Genomic DNA, 12,454 nt, shown 5'->3' with positions numbered 1-12,454 from the left:
GACGACCACAAGCCGCTTGCGTCGCAGTTCGGCAACCACCGCCTGCTCATAGCCGCCGCTCGCCTCGATCCCAACCCGCTTGACCTTGTGGCGTTGCAGCCATTCCAGCAGCTCCGTGTAGCCTTCCGGTGTGTTCTCGACCTGGATCCGCTCGGAACTGCCATCGAGCGCCACATCGAGCTTGTGTTTGCCGGTATCGATCCCGGCACAGATCATGATACGCTTGGCCATCTTCCTCGACCCTCCCTTGTGAATGCGAACCTGAAGTTCGTTCAACCATGCGGGTCCCGATGAAGTGCCGACCGCGATCTTGCTACGAAACGCAGCCCTCAAGGCTTCGGTGGGCATCGATCCGATCGATCGGCGGCCCAGCTCGGGCGGCCACCCGGGCTGGGCCATTCCTCACGGAACGAGGCCATTCTAATCCGGCGCGCTAATACAAGGGTGGGCAAAGGCGCAAAGCGCCGTGCCCACCATCTCACCAAAATTGCGCGAGAGGAGGTGGGCACGCTTCGCTTTGCCCACCCTACGATGTCTGCAATCCGTTGCGTCGGGGGCAACAAGACCGCCCACATTTTCCGTTGGAAAATCAACCACCGTTCTACTGTGCATGGGGTTGTTTTCGCCAAATTGAAAATCGCTTGTGTCGTCGGGCAAAACACCTTTAGGACTCTGCCTGTGGCGGCCACCGGCGTCAGCGTTCGGACTCCGTCATTGCGACTGTCGCTGCGGAGAGATTCTGGATTGCTTCGCTACGCTCGTACTGACGCCAGGGCGTGGCGACGCCCACTTGCGCCCACCCGCTGCCCTCTCGCCCGACGGAATATTTCCGCGCTTGCCAAGCAGGCCACCGCGGTTCAGAAAAAAGAGCCAAGAAGAAACGCGAGCGGAGACCTCTGTTTTGACCATCAAGGGCAAGGCCTACATTGCCGGGATTTTTGAACACCCGACCCGGCATGCGCCGGACAAATCCACAGCCCAGCTCCACGCCGAGGTCGCCAAAGGCGCGATCGAGGATGCCGGGCTCAGCAAGGACGATGTCGACGGCTATTTCTGCGCGGGCGATGCGCCCGGCGGCGCCTGGCCGATGGTCGATTATCTCGGGCTGAACACCAAAAAGCTCCGCCACGTCGATTCCACTGAAACCGGTGGCTGTTCCTACATCATTCATCTCGGCCATGCCGCCGAGGCGATCGCCGCCGGCAAATGCTCGATCGCGCTGATCACGCTGGCTGGCAAGCCGCGCACCGGGGCGATGCCGCCGCGCGCCGCCGGCGCCGAGGCCGATTTCGAGTCCGCTTACGGCGCGACCACGCACAATGCCTATGGCATGTGTGCCATGCGCCACATGCACGACTATGGCACCACGAGTGAACAGCTCGCCTGGATCAAGGTCGCAGCCTCGCATCACGCGCAATACAATCCGCATGCGATGCTGAAAGACGTCGTCACCGTCGAGGACGTGCTGAACTCGCCGATGATCTCCGATCCGCTGCACCGCATGGATTGCTGCGTCGTCTCCGACGGCGGCGGCGCACTGATCGTGACCACGCCCGAGATCGCCAAGAGCCTGAAGAAGCCGCTGGTCAAGCTGATCGGCCATGGCGAGGCGATGAAGGGGCCGCGTGGTGGCAAGGATCTCGATCTCACTTACTCCGCCGGAATCTGGTCGGGCCCGCGGGCGTTCGAGGAAGCCGGCATCACACCGAAGGACATCAAATACGCCTCGATCTACGACAGCTTCACCATCACGGTGCTGATGCAGCTCGAAGACCTCGGCTTCTGCAAGAAGGGCGAGGGCGGAAAATTCGTCGCCGACGGCAATCTCATTTCGGGCGTCGGCAAGCTGCCGTTCAACACCGATGGTGGTGGCCTGTGCAGCAACCATCCCGTCAACCGCGGCGGCATGACCAAGATTCTCGAGGCCGTCAGGCAGTTGCGCGGCGAGGCGCATCCGAAGGTGCAGGTCAAGAATTGCGATCTCGCGATCGCCCACGGCACCGGCGGCCTTTTGGGCGTTCGCCATGCCGCCTCGACGGCCATTCTGGAGCGCGTGTGATGAGCGAAGCAAAAAAATATCCGGCTCCCGTGACCAACCCCGAAACAGCCGCGTTCTGGGACGCAGCGAAGCAGGGCAAGTTCATGATCAAGCGCTGCACCGCTTGCGGCGAAGCCCATTACTTCCCGCGCGCAATCTGTCCGTTCTGCTATTCGGACAAGACTGTGTGGGAGGAAAGCTCTGGCGAGGCGACGATCTACACCTACAGCCTGATGCGGAAGTCACCGACCGGCCCTTATGCGATCGGCTACGTCACGCTGAAGGAGGGGCCTTCGCTCCAGACAAATTTTGTCGATTGCGATCTCGAAAAGCTGAAGATCGGCCAGAAGGTGAAGGTGGTGTTCAAGCCCACCGACGGTGCGCCCTTGCCGTTCTTCACGCCGGTCTGATTTCTTCCTTCTCCCCTTGCGGGAGAAGGTGGCGCGAAGCGCCGGATGAGGGGTATCGCTCCGCAAAGAAGACTCTCAATGCGGAGCCAACCCCTCACCCAAATGAGTTTGCCGACGGCTCTCGTGGCCCTCTCCCACAAGGGGAGAAGGAACATTAACGAGCGCCGCTGCTCGTTGAGAAGAATGCCGGGAGGAAACCAAAAAATGTCCGCCAGATACGAAGAACTCAAAACCCTCAAGAACCTCGGCCAGAAATACGCCTACAGCGATCGCGAAGTGATGCTCTACGCCTACGGCATCGGCCTCGGTGCCGATCCCATGGACGAGAAGGAGCTCTCCTTCGTCAACGAGGGCACGTTGACGCCGCGGCCGCTCAAGGTGGTGCCGACGTTTGCCTCCGTTGCGGCGTGGGGCGCAGGGCCCGGAGAGATGAACCTCAATCGCGTCATGGTGGTCGACGGCGAGCGCGACATCACCTTCCATCAGCCGCTGCCCGTGGCCGCGCATATCACCGCGGACTCCTCCGTGGTCGAGGTCTACGACAAGGGCAAGGACAAGGGCGTGGTGATCAGTCACCAGACCGTGCTGAAGAACGAGAAGGGCGAGAAGCTTGCAACGCTGGTCGCTTCGCGCTTCGCTCGCGGCGACGGCGGCTTTGGCGGCCCGAACCTGACCCAGCCCGATCCGCACCAGATTCCCTCGCGTGCACCCGATCGCACGATCGACATCACGACGCGCCCAGACCAGGCGCTGGTCTATCGCCTCTGCGGCGACCGCAACCCGCTGCACAGCGATCCCGAGTTCGCCAAGAAGGCCGGCTTCCCCCGTCCGATCCTGCACGGCATGTGCACCTACGGAATCACCTGCCGCGGCGTGCTCCAGACCTATGCCGACTATGATGCGTCCGCCTTCCGCCAGCACGTCGCGCGGTTCTCCTCGCCGGTCTATCCCGGCGAGACCGTGACCATGGACCTCTGGAAGGACGGCAGCGTGATCTCGTTCGAAGCCAAGGTGAAGTCGCGAGGGGTGACCGTGATCAAGAGCGGCAGGACGGTGCTGGGTTAGCTCAGTCTCGTGCCCCGGACGCAGCGTTTCACGCTGCATCGCGTCCGGGACACGAAAAACAAAACAGGGAGAAGCCACCATGGGATTACTCGACGGCAAGGTTGCGCTGATCACCGGTGCGGGCGGTGGGCTCGGCGAGGCCTACGCAAAGCTGTTCGCGCGGGAGGGGGCATCCGTCGTCGTCAACGACCTCGGCGGGCCCCGTGACGGCTCCGGCGCCGACAAATCGATGGCGCAGCAGGTCGTGGACGCGATCAAGGCCGAGGGCGGCAAGGCGGTCGCCAACGGCGCCGACATCTCCAGCATGGAGGGCGGCCAGTCGCTGTTCGACGACGCCATCAAGCATTTTGGCCGCGCCGACATTCTCGTCAACAATGCCGGCATTCTGCGCGACCAAACCTTTGCCAAGGCCACCGAATCCGACTGGGACAAGGTCATCAAGGTGCATCTGAAGGGTACCTTTTGTTGCACCATGCCGGTGTTTCGCTGGATGCGGGAAAATGGCGGCGGTGTCATCGTCAATACCTCCTCGACCTCGGGCCTGATCGGCAATTTCGGCCAAACCAATTACGGCGCGGCCAAGGGCGGCATCTGGGGCTTGTCCAACGTGCTGGCGATCGAGGGCCGGAAGTACAACATCCGGATCTGGACGCTGGCTCCGGGCGCGCTGACCCGCATGACCGCAGACCTGCCCCGCTATAAGGAGAACCCCGGTGCGGCGCTGGGCCCGGACGGCATCGCGCCGGCCGTGCTATACATGGTCAGCGACTTGTCGGGCGATCAGACCGGCAAGGTGCTGGGCGTGTCCGGGCCCCGCGGCGTGCGCGAAATGCGGATGATGGAAATGGAAGGCTGGAAACCGCCGCACACGGGCTGGAATGCCCGGGACATCGCTGATCATGCCAAGGAGATCTTCTTCTCCGAGGAGCAGATCAAGATGGGTGCGCGGCGGTTTTAGGCCACGACAGATGATAGGATAGAGAGACCCGATGAAACTCACCGCCGACGCCAAGGGCACCTTCGCAATCGCGCCGACGCCGTTCCACGATGACGGCCGGATCGACGAACGCTCGATCGACCGCCTGACCGATTTCTACGAGGAGGTCGGCTGCGACGGCGTCACGGTGCTGGGCATCCTCGGCGAGGCGCCGAAGCTCGATGCTGCCGAGGCCGAGCAGGTCGCGGTGCGCTTCGTCAAACGCGCGAAGAAGATGCAGGTGATCGTCGGCGTCTCTGCGCCGGGCTTTGCCACCATGCGCTCGCTGGCGCGGGCCTCGATGGATGCAGGCGCGGCCGGCGTGATGATCGCGCCGCCGCCGTCGCTCCGCACGGATGACCAGATTGTCGGCTATTTCAAGCAGGCGGCCGAGGCGATTGGCGCCGACGTGCCCTGGGTGCTCCAGGACTATCCGCTGACGCTCTCGGTGGTGTTCACGCCCGCCGTGATCCGCAAGATCATCATGGACAATCCGAATTGCGTGATGCTCAAGCACGAGGATTGGCCGGGGCTCGAGAAGATCTCGACGCTGCGCGGCTTCCAGAAGGATGGCTCGCTGCGGCCGACCTCGATCCTCTGCGGCAATGGCGGCATGTTCCTCGACTTCGAGATGGAGCGCGGCGCCGATGGCGCCATGACCGGCTATGCCTTCCCCGAGCTGCTGATCGACGTGGTGAACCTCTCGAAGGCCGGCAAGCGCGATGCCGCGCATGATCTGTTCGATGCCCATCTGCCGCTGATGCGCTATGAGCAGCAGCCGGGCGCGGGCCTCGCCGTGCGCAAATACGTGCTTCAGAAGCGTGGCATCATCGCCTCCAGCGCGCAGCGCAAGCCGGGCGCGACCATCACCCCGGCAGCAAAGGCCGAGGTCGAGTATCTGCTGTCGCGCGTGGCGAAGGTCGACAAGCGCGCCAACCTCCAGCCGCAATCGAGCGCCGCAGGTTAGTTGCATGGCAGAAGCCGCCGCATCGCGTCCCGCCTCCACAATCCTGCTGCTGCGTGACAGCACAGCAGCAAAGGAGATCGAGGTCTTCATGATGGTTCGCCATCATCAGATCGAGTTCAATTCGGGCGCGCTGGTGTTTCCGGGCGGCAGCGTCGATGCGGGCGACAAGGAGATTGTCGCCCGTTCCGATCTTTATTCGGGCGGCGAGGGCTTGAGTGAATCCGATCGCGGCTTCCGTATCGCCGCGATCCGCGAGACCTTCGAAGAGAGCGGCATCCTGCTGGCGCGGCCGAAGGGTTCGTCGTTGCCGATCGATGCCAAGCGCGCCGGCGAGATCGCGGACAAGCATCGCGTCGCGCTCAACGAGCACAAGATCAGCTTCCTCAGCATCCTCGCCGACAACGGTCTCCAGCTCGCGCTCGACACGCTCGTGCCTTACGCGCACTGGATCACGCCGGAGGGCATGCCGAAGCGCTTCGACACCTGGTTCTTCCTTGCCGCAGCCCCTCCCGACCAGCTCGGCGCCCATGATGGGCGGGAGTCGACGGATTCGATATGGGTGTCACCGCGTGAGGCAGTGGATGGCGGGGAGAGCGGCCGCTTCAAGCTGCCGTTCCCGACCACGCGCAATCTGATCCGGCTGGCGAAGCAGGGCAGCGTGAGCGCCGCGCTCGATCATGCAAGCGGGATGTCGATCGTCACCGTGATGCCGGTCATGACCAAGACCGAGAGCGGCCGGCAGCTCCGCATTCCCCGCGAAGCCGGCTATGACGGCGAGGTGTTCGAGGTCGGCGCGGTCGGCTAGCACACTTCGACGCGCGACGAACTATTACGCCTGTGGCCGCTCTATGTTCCGTCCACTGAAACGGGACGGGAATGCGCCATGGACAATCGGCAGGACACCAACATCGCCGCCGAGCTGGCGCTGCTGGTCGCGCTCGCAACCCTGTGGGGCGGCTCCTACACCTTCATCAAGCTCGGCGTTGCCACCATCCCGCCGATCACGCTGATCGCGGCGCGCACCACCATTGCCGGTCTGCTGCTGCTTGTGGTCATGCGGGCGCGCGGCGTCAAGATGCCGATGGACGGTGCGACCTGGCAGCGCTTCGCGTTCCAGGCCGTGCTCAACAGCGTGATCCCCTGGACGCTGATTGCCTGGGGCGAGCGCCATGTCGATGCATCGCTCGCCACCATCCTCAATTCGGCCGGGCCGATCTTCACCTTCCTGCTCACGGCGGTCGTCACCCGCCACGAAGCGACGACCCCGCGAAAACTGGTTGGCGTCATCGCCGGCATGGCCGGCATCCTGCTGATCGTCGGCGTCGATGCCTTCCATGACATCGGCAGCGGCCTGGTCGCGGAGGCCGCCATCGTGGCCGCCACCATCTGCTATGCCTGCGCGGCGATCTTCGGCCGCAGTTTCAAGGGCCTCGATCCGATGGCGCCGGCCGCCGGCTCGCTGCTGGCGGGCGCCGCAGTCCTGATCCCGGCCTCGCTCGTGTTCGAGCAGCCCTGGACGCTGTCGCCCTCGCTGAGTTCCGTGCTGGCGCTGCTCGCGCTCGCCGTGTTCTCCACTGCGGCAGCCTTCGCGATCTATTTCCGCCTGATCCAGACCCTCGGCTCGGTCGGCACCACCGCGCAGGCCTACCTGCGTGTGCCGATCGGGGTCGCCATCAGCGTCGCCTTCCTCGGCGAGAGCCTGAGCCAGACCGCCTGGATTGGGCTGGCTTGCGTGGTTATCGGCGTTGCCGCCATGACGATCCCGGCCCGGCGCCCGGTAGGCGTCAAAACGTCATAAATCCGGGGAGAGGGCGGTCCGAGAACTGCAATATTAAGGATACTCGGCGGCCGGAGGCATGTTCCCCCGGGACCGCAATACGTCGTATATTGGGCTCCCAATAGCCCGGTCCCCAAAACACACCAATGTCCGCCGAATTGACGCCGACCCCTGAGAAAAAGCGAACCTTTTCGCTCTCCATCGGCCAGTTGACGTTCGGCAGCTTCCTTCTGGTGCTGGCGGTGATCATCGTCACCTCGACCGCGAGCGTGATCGCGATCCGGCATATCGATACGACCTTCGCCGAATTGCAGCGGCTCCAGAGCGTCGGCGACCTCGCCGAGGACATCGATCGCCGCATGAACGAACTGCGTCTCGCCGCGCGCGACTTCGTCACCGATCCCGGCGCCGGCATCCAGTTCAAGCAGGTCGGCGAGGCGGCCTCGACGCTCAGCGACATCCTGAAGAAGACCCGCATCGAGCTCGCGCCCGAGCAGCAGGACATGATCGACGGGGTCAGCGAGCGGCTTGCGACCTATCGCAGCGGCCTGGAGCGGATATCGACCCTGATTGACCGCCGCGCGCAATTGCTCGCCGGCCTGCCGCCGCTGCGCGACCAGTTCGACACGACGGTTGCTGGTGCTGCGGACCGCGAGCTCGCCGCCCGCCTGTCGGAAGCGCAGAGCCGGATCGCGCTCGGGCTGCTCGCGCGCAATCCGTCCGCCGCCGAACAGGCCGCGCAGAACATGCGGACAATGGATATCGCCGATACCGCGCTGAAGACGGCGGTGAACAATTACGCCGACGCCATCATCGCGGTCGCCGTTCGCGAACGGCAGATCGCCGATATTGACCGCGAAGTGCTCGGAACCGAGGGCCGTCTGATCGGGCGTGTCACCGAATTGCTGCGCGAGGTCAGCGCACGGCGCGGCCACGTGCTGTCGCGCGATTTCGCCCGCACGCTGACGGAGGCGCGATGGCAGAGCATCGTGTTCGGCACCATCGGCGTGCTGATCGGCATGGTCGCGGCTGCCTTCGTGGTGCGGCGGACGGTCCGGCCGCTGGCAAAGATCGCAAGGTCGATCCGTGCGCTCGCCGCTGGCGAGAAGGATACCTCGATCCCGTCGGCTGACCTCGACAACGAGATCGGCGATATCGCCCGCGCGGCCGAAGTGTTCCGCCGCGCGCTGGAGGAGGCCGACACGGCGCGCGAGGCCGCGGTGCGTGCACTCACCGAGCAGCGGTTGGCCGAAGAAAGCTATCGCAAGCTGTTCGAGGGCTCGGTCGACGGCATCTACGTCACGACGCCGTCCGGCGATCTCCTCAACGCCAATCCGGCGCTGGCGCGGATGATGGGCTATGACAGCCCGCAGCACCTGATCGACAGCATCAACGACATCGCCCACACCATCTACGTTCATCCCGAGGCGCGCGAGGAATACCAGCGGCTGATGCACCGCGACGGCATGGTGCGCGAGTTCGAATATCAGGTGCGCCAGCGCAGCGGCAACGTCCTTTGGCTCTCCGACAGCGCGACCGGCGTCCGGGATGAGCAGGGCAAGATCGTCCGCTACGAGGGCACGCTGCGTGACATCACCGATCAGAAGCGGGCGGAAGACGCCATCGCCGAAGGCCGGCGCCTGCTCCAGCAGGTCATCGACACCGTGCCGGCCGTCATCAACGTCAAGAACCGCGACCTTCGCTATGTGCTGATGAACCGCTACATGGCCGGCATTTTCGGCATCGAGCCTGGCGACGCGCTCGGCCGCACCACCGCCGACCTGATGTCGCGCTACGGCGCGGCCAAGACCGATGAGAACGACAAGCGCGTGATCAATTTGCGAAAGGGTCTCGGCTTCTACGAGGAAGAGTACAAAGATTCCTCCGGCAACATGCGGCAATGGCTCGTCAACAAGCTGCCGCTGCTCGATGCCGAGGGCGAGATCGAGCGGATCGTCACCGTGGCGCTCGACATCGGCGAGCGCAAGCGCGGCGAGCAGGAGATGCGGAAGGCGAAGGACGCCGCCGAGACCGCGTTGCGCAATCTGCGCGAGACCCAGGCCTCGCTGATCGAGGCGGAGAAGCTTGCAGCACTCGGGCGGCTGGTCGCGGGCGTTGCGCACGAGGTCAACAATCCCGTCGGCATCAGCCTCACGGTTGCCTCTGCACTGGAACGCAAGACTGCGATATTCAGCGCCGAGGTCGAGCGCGGCGAGCTTCGCCGCTCGACGCTCAACGACTACCTCAACACCAGCCGCGACGCGTCCTCGCAGCTTGTCTCGAATCTCAATCGCGCGGCTGAGCTGATCCAGTCATTCAAGCAGGTCGCGGCCGACCGCAACTATTCGGATCAGCGCAGCTTCGATCTCGCGGACCTCACCGAGCAGGTGGTGATGAGCCTGCGGCCGGGCCTGCGCAAGCAGAACCTGACGCTCAATGTCGAGTGCCAGCCCAACCTGACCATGAACAGCTATCCCGGTCCGTATGGCCAGGTGCTGACCAATTTATTCCTCAACGCAGTGGCGCACGCCTTCCCGGACGGACGGCCCGGCATCATCGACATCCAGGTACGCGAGTCCGGCAAGGACAATGTCGAGATCATCGTCGCCGACAATGGCTGCGGCATGAGCCTCGACGTGCGCCGTCGTGCCTTCGATCCGTTCTTCACGACGCGGCGCGACCAGGGCGGCACTGGTCTGGGGCTGCACATCGTCTACAGCATCGTCACCAACCGGCTCGGCGGCCGGCTCGATCTCGATTCCGAGCCGGGCGGCGGTACGCGTATCCAAATGATACTGCCGCGCACGGCGCCGCTGGAACAGGCGGCGGAATAGCTAGAGCGCCTAATCGGCCTCTACGAGCTTGTGCAGGGTGGCGCCAAAGATCTGGCTGGCCTTGCCGACGAGGGCGGTGCCCGTCATGTCCGCGCGCGTATCGGTGAAGGTGCCGCTGACGCCGATGCCGACCGCCGCGGGGCCACCGAACAGGGGGTTGTCGTCGCCGCGCGGGGAGGTGTGCCGCTGCACCAGCACCTCGCCCTTGAAGGTGTTGTCCTTCACCGTGTAGCTGCCCGTGTAATAGAGATAGGCGTCGCCGCCAAGAATCTTGCCGTCGCGGAAAAGAATCACGCCGCTGCCCTTGCCGACTCGACCATCGAGCAGGGTCACATGAATCGAATAGAGGCCGTTCTTCATAACGTCCCACGGGTCGGCCGCCGTCGCCCAACGACGTAACCGGTGAAGCTTTTATGCCAAAGCGCAATCCATCGCGCAACGCGGCAGTTTGCCGGCCGGCAAGCCTGCCCGATGCTGCGAACCGTAATTTTCCCAGCTTGCCTGTGACGCGGTTATGACGGTTTCATTATGGGGCGAGGCCAGTCGTAGCGAATCAGAGTTGGCCCGCGAAATGCATAACCATTGTTGCACTGGCCGCGGGGTGCTGGAGCAGGACAAACGTGACCAACTGGATCGATTCCGGCGGCCATGAGCCGCGTCTGTACAGTGCGCGTCCCACGAATTACGAAAGACAACAACGACGAATTGGCCGCGCGACACGCAGGCGAAGCATGGCGAGGCTCGGTTGTGCCTTGCTCCTGATCGCGCTTGCTGCCCCCTTCGGGCACGCACGTGATCGCGGCCAGTTCGTCAACACCAGTGCCGAAATGAAGGCCTGGTTCGACGGCTTGCGCAGCGGCAAGGGGCCATGCTGCTCCGATGCCGACGGCTCGGCGATCTCGGACTCCGATTGGGAGAGCAAGGACGGGCACTATCGCGTCCGCGTCCCGCGCCTTGGCTATGTGATCGAGGGCCAGCAGCAGGAGCTCGTCTGGGTCGACGTGCCCGAGGAGGCCGTGATCTCGGAGCCGAACCGGGTCGGACGGACCATGGTGTGGCCGATCTATGGCTACATGGGCGTCGCCATCCGCTGCTTTATGCCCGGCAGCATGACCTGACCGGGCAATAGCTCGCCCGGTCTCGCTGGCGCTTGATGCGGCCGTGCCGCGTCAGGTGTATTTCTTGTCGCGCTCGAGCAGCTCGATGGAAATGCCTTCGGGACCGCGGATGAAGCAGATGCGAACGCCCGGCCGGAGCGTGGTCGGCTCGCGCGTGAACGTCACGCCCTTGGCCTTGATCTCGGCCGCGACGGCGTCGATGTCCTTCACCGTGAGTCCGAAATGGTCGAGGCCCTGATGCGGGTGCGGCGGCGGCGGGTTGACGGCGTTGTCGCCCTCCAGCGGCGCGATGAAGATCTTGGCGCCGCCGAGGTTCACGTCGATCCGCCCCGGTGCGCGCACGATCTCGCCGCCGAGGATATCTTGCAGCCAGGCCGCCGTGGCTTCCGGATCGGGGCTGCGCAGATGGACGTGATCCCAGGTGACGGCGACTGGCATTTCAATTCCTCCCGACGGGGTCTTCGCGATGTTGCAGCGCATGTTAGCGATCCCTGCCGATGATCGCCACCCGTGGCTGACCCGCGATTCGCGCGCTCGCGGGAACCATAGTTCGTCTTACGGATTGAGAAAGTGGGTGAGCGAGAGACCGGTCGGAAAATGGCCGCATCGGGCTCGCTATGATGAGGTAGCTTGCCGGAAGGCGCCCGGGCCGGCATTCGGTGATGCACCCATGAACGCAGGGTTGGACCGGAACGGAATGGGAAGCTTCGTCGAGAACGGCGAGAACCTGCCGCGGTCCGATTCTGGGACAGGTGTCTGGTTCAAACGAGGCCTGCTGTGGCTGCTCGCCGTGATCATCATCGGCTTCGCCGTCTGGATGCTGATGCCGCCTTCCGAAGGCAATGTCGCGCAAACCGAACCGGTGAAACTGGCGCTGGCAACCGTTGATCCGGCTCCCTCGGCAACGGCCGCAGCGGAGGCCGCAGGGCTCGACCGGCTAAAAATCTCGTCGCAGACCTGGCGTCGTGGCGGGCTCGGCGCGAAGGCGCTGGTGACCTTCACCGTGCGAAATGACAATGACTATGCCGTAAAGGATGTCGAGATCGTCTGCGCCTTTGCGCGGCGTGACGGCAGCCATCTGACCGACCGGAGCCGCGTGCTGGCCGACATTGTGAGCATGAAGAGCCGCAAGACCTATGCGCGGGTTCCCGTCGGCTTCGTCAATGTGAACGCCGATCAGGCAAAGTGCTCGCTGGTGACGGCGCGGCGCGTGTAAGGGCCGGGCATTCCGCTAGCGGAAAAGTTACCGTCGTTGCCCCTTGGCCAAAA

At 64.1% G+C, this 12,454-nt stretch carries 13 protein-coding genes; 10 read left to right on the top strand and 3 right to left on the bottom strand.

All coding sequences use genetic code 11. The features are described 5' to 3' along the window. Positions 1-231 (bottom strand): IS110 family transposase (locus tag UB31_RS41460; protein WP_045011530.1); only part of this gene is annotated, 231 nt, incomplete at its 3' end. A 670-nt stretch (positions 232-901) separates the two neighbouring features. On the opposite strand from UB31_RS41460, the gene UB31_RS15915 reads away from it, so the two are divergent. From UB31_RS15915 to UB31_RS15880, 8 genes are all read left to right on the top strand, one after another. After that, entirely contained in the window at positions 902-2,059 is a 1,158-nt protein-coding gene (locus tag UB31_RS15915; RefSeq protein WP_045008165.1) for a thiolase family protein, read from the top strand. Then, complete coding sequence (locus UB31_RS15910; protein WP_045008164.1) at positions 2,059-2,448, top strand: Zn-ribbon domain-containing OB-fold protein; 390 nt, start codon at positions 2,059-2,061, stop codon at positions 2,446-2,448. The genes UB31_RS15915 and UB31_RS15910 overlap by 1 nt, the downstream gene beginning before the upstream one ends. A gap of 204 nt (positions 2,449-2,652) precedes the next feature. Then, the gene (locus tag UB31_RS15905) at positions 2,653-3,513 is read left to right on the top strand and encodes a MaoC family dehydratase (RefSeq protein WP_045011519.1); all 861 of its coding nucleotides are present in this window, start codon (positions 2,653-2,655) and stop codon (positions 3,511-3,513) included. 79 nt (positions 3,514-3,592) lie between these two features. Next, complete coding sequence (locus UB31_RS15900) at positions 3,593-4,471, top strand: SDR family oxidoreductase (protein WP_045008162.1); 879 nt, start codon at positions 3,593-3,595, stop codon at positions 4,469-4,471. 31 nt (positions 4,472-4,502) lie between these two features. Continuing rightward, the gene (locus UB31_RS15895; protein ID WP_045008161.1) at positions 4,503-5,456 is read left to right on the top strand and encodes a dihydrodipicolinate synthase family protein; all 954 of its coding nucleotides are present in this window, start codon (positions 4,503-4,505) and stop codon (positions 5,454-5,456) included. 4 nt (positions 5,457-5,460) lie between these two features. Then, positions 5,461-6,261 carry an NUDIX hydrolase gene (locus UB31_RS15890; protein ID WP_045011518.1) on the top strand — a complete coding sequence of 267 codons (801 nt, stop codon included), beginning with the start codon at positions 5,461-5,463 and terminating at the stop codon, positions 6,259-6,261. Positions 6,262-6,339: 78 nt separating this feature from the next. Next, on the top strand, positions 6,340-7,254 hold the full coding sequence (locus UB31_RS15885; RefSeq protein WP_045011517.1) for a DMT family transporter: 915 nt from the start codon (positions 6,340-6,342) through the stop codon (positions 7,252-7,254). A gap of 125 nt (positions 7,255-7,379) precedes the next feature. Then, positions 7,380-10,067 carry a PAS domain S-box protein gene (locus tag UB31_RS15880; RefSeq protein WP_045011516.1) on the top strand — a complete coding sequence of 896 codons (2,688 nt, stop codon included), beginning with the start codon at positions 7,380-7,382 and terminating at the stop codon, positions 10,065-10,067. A gap of 9 nt (positions 10,068-10,076) precedes the next feature. Here UB31_RS15880 and UB31_RS15875 read toward each other — a convergent pair whose 3' ends face one another. Further along, positions 10,077-10,427, bottom strand: coding sequence for a GrlR family regulatory protein (locus tag UB31_RS15875; RefSeq protein WP_045008157.1), 351 nt, complete (start codon positions 10,425-10,427; stop codon positions 10,077-10,079). A gap of 260 nt (positions 10,428-10,687) precedes the next feature. On the opposite strand from UB31_RS15875, the gene UB31_RS15870 reads away from it, so the two are divergent. Next, a complete protein-coding gene (locus UB31_RS15870) occupies positions 10,688-11,185 on the top strand; it encodes a hypothetical protein (protein WP_045011515.1) in 498 nt (165 codons plus the stop codon). A gap of 51 nt (positions 11,186-11,236) precedes the next feature. Here the strand turns inward: UB31_RS15870 and UB31_RS15865 are convergent, their stop codons facing one another. Then, a complete protein-coding gene (locus tag UB31_RS15865) occupies positions 11,237-11,623 on the bottom strand; it encodes a VOC family protein (RefSeq protein WP_045011514.1) in 387 nt (128 codons plus the stop codon). 232 nt (positions 11,624-11,855) lie between these two features. Between UB31_RS15865 and UB31_RS15860 the strand changes: the two genes are divergently transcribed. Further along, complete coding sequence (locus UB31_RS15860; RefSeq protein WP_045011513.1) at positions 11,856-12,401, top strand: hypothetical protein; 546 nt, start codon at positions 11,856-11,858, stop codon at positions 12,399-12,401. Positions 12,402-12,454 lie beyond the last annotated feature (53 nt).

It is taken from the genome of Bradyrhizobium sp. LTSP849 (genome assembly GCF_000938255.1).
Taxonomy (GTDB): domain Bacteria; phylum Pseudomonadota; class Alphaproteobacteria; order Rhizobiales; family Xanthobacteraceae; genus Bradyrhizobium.
The sequence above is the reverse complement of the archived record's forward strand: the minus strand, read 5'-3'. Positions and strand labels throughout refer to the sequence as shown.

Bases quoted from the DNA above. Each gene is read 5' to 3' on its own strand.
- UB31_RS15910 (WP_045008164.1), top strand. From the start codon at position 2,059: ATGAGCGAAGCAAAAAAATATCCGGCTCCCGTGACCAACCCCGAAACA.
- UB31_RS15905 (WP_045011519.1), top strand. From the start codon at position 2,653: ATGTCCGCCAGATACGAAGAACTCAAAACCCTCAAGAACCTCGGCCAG.
- UB31_RS15900 (WP_045008162.1), top strand. From the start codon at position 3,593: ATGGGATTACTCGACGGCAAGGTTGCGCTGATCACCGGTGCGGGCGGT.
- UB31_RS15895 (WP_045008161.1), top strand. From the start codon at position 4,503: ATGAAACTCACCGCCGACGCCAAGGGCACCTTCGCAATCGCGCCGACG.
- UB31_RS15890 (WP_045011518.1), top strand. From the start codon at position 5,461: ATGGCAGAAGCCGCCGCATCGCGTCCCGCCTCCACAATCCTGCTGCTG.
- UB31_RS15885 (WP_045011517.1), top strand. From the start codon at position 6,340: ATGGACAATCGGCAGGACACCAACATCGCCGCCGAGCTGGCGCTGCTG.
- UB31_RS15880 (WP_045011516.1), top strand. From the start codon at position 7,380: ATGTCCGCCGAATTGACGCCGACCCCTGAGAAAAAGCGAACCTTTTCG.
- UB31_RS15875 (WP_045008157.1), bottom strand. From the start codon at position 10,427: ATGAAGAACGGCCTCTATTCGATTCATGTGACCCTGCTCGATGGTCGA.
- UB31_RS15865 (WP_045011514.1), bottom strand. From the start codon at position 11,623: ATGCCAGTCGCCGTCACCTGGGATCACGTCCATCTGCGCAGCCCCGAT.
- UB31_RS15860 (WP_045011513.1), top strand. From the start codon at position 11,856: ATGAACGCAGGGTTGGACCGGAACGGAATGGGAAGCTTCGTCGAGAAC.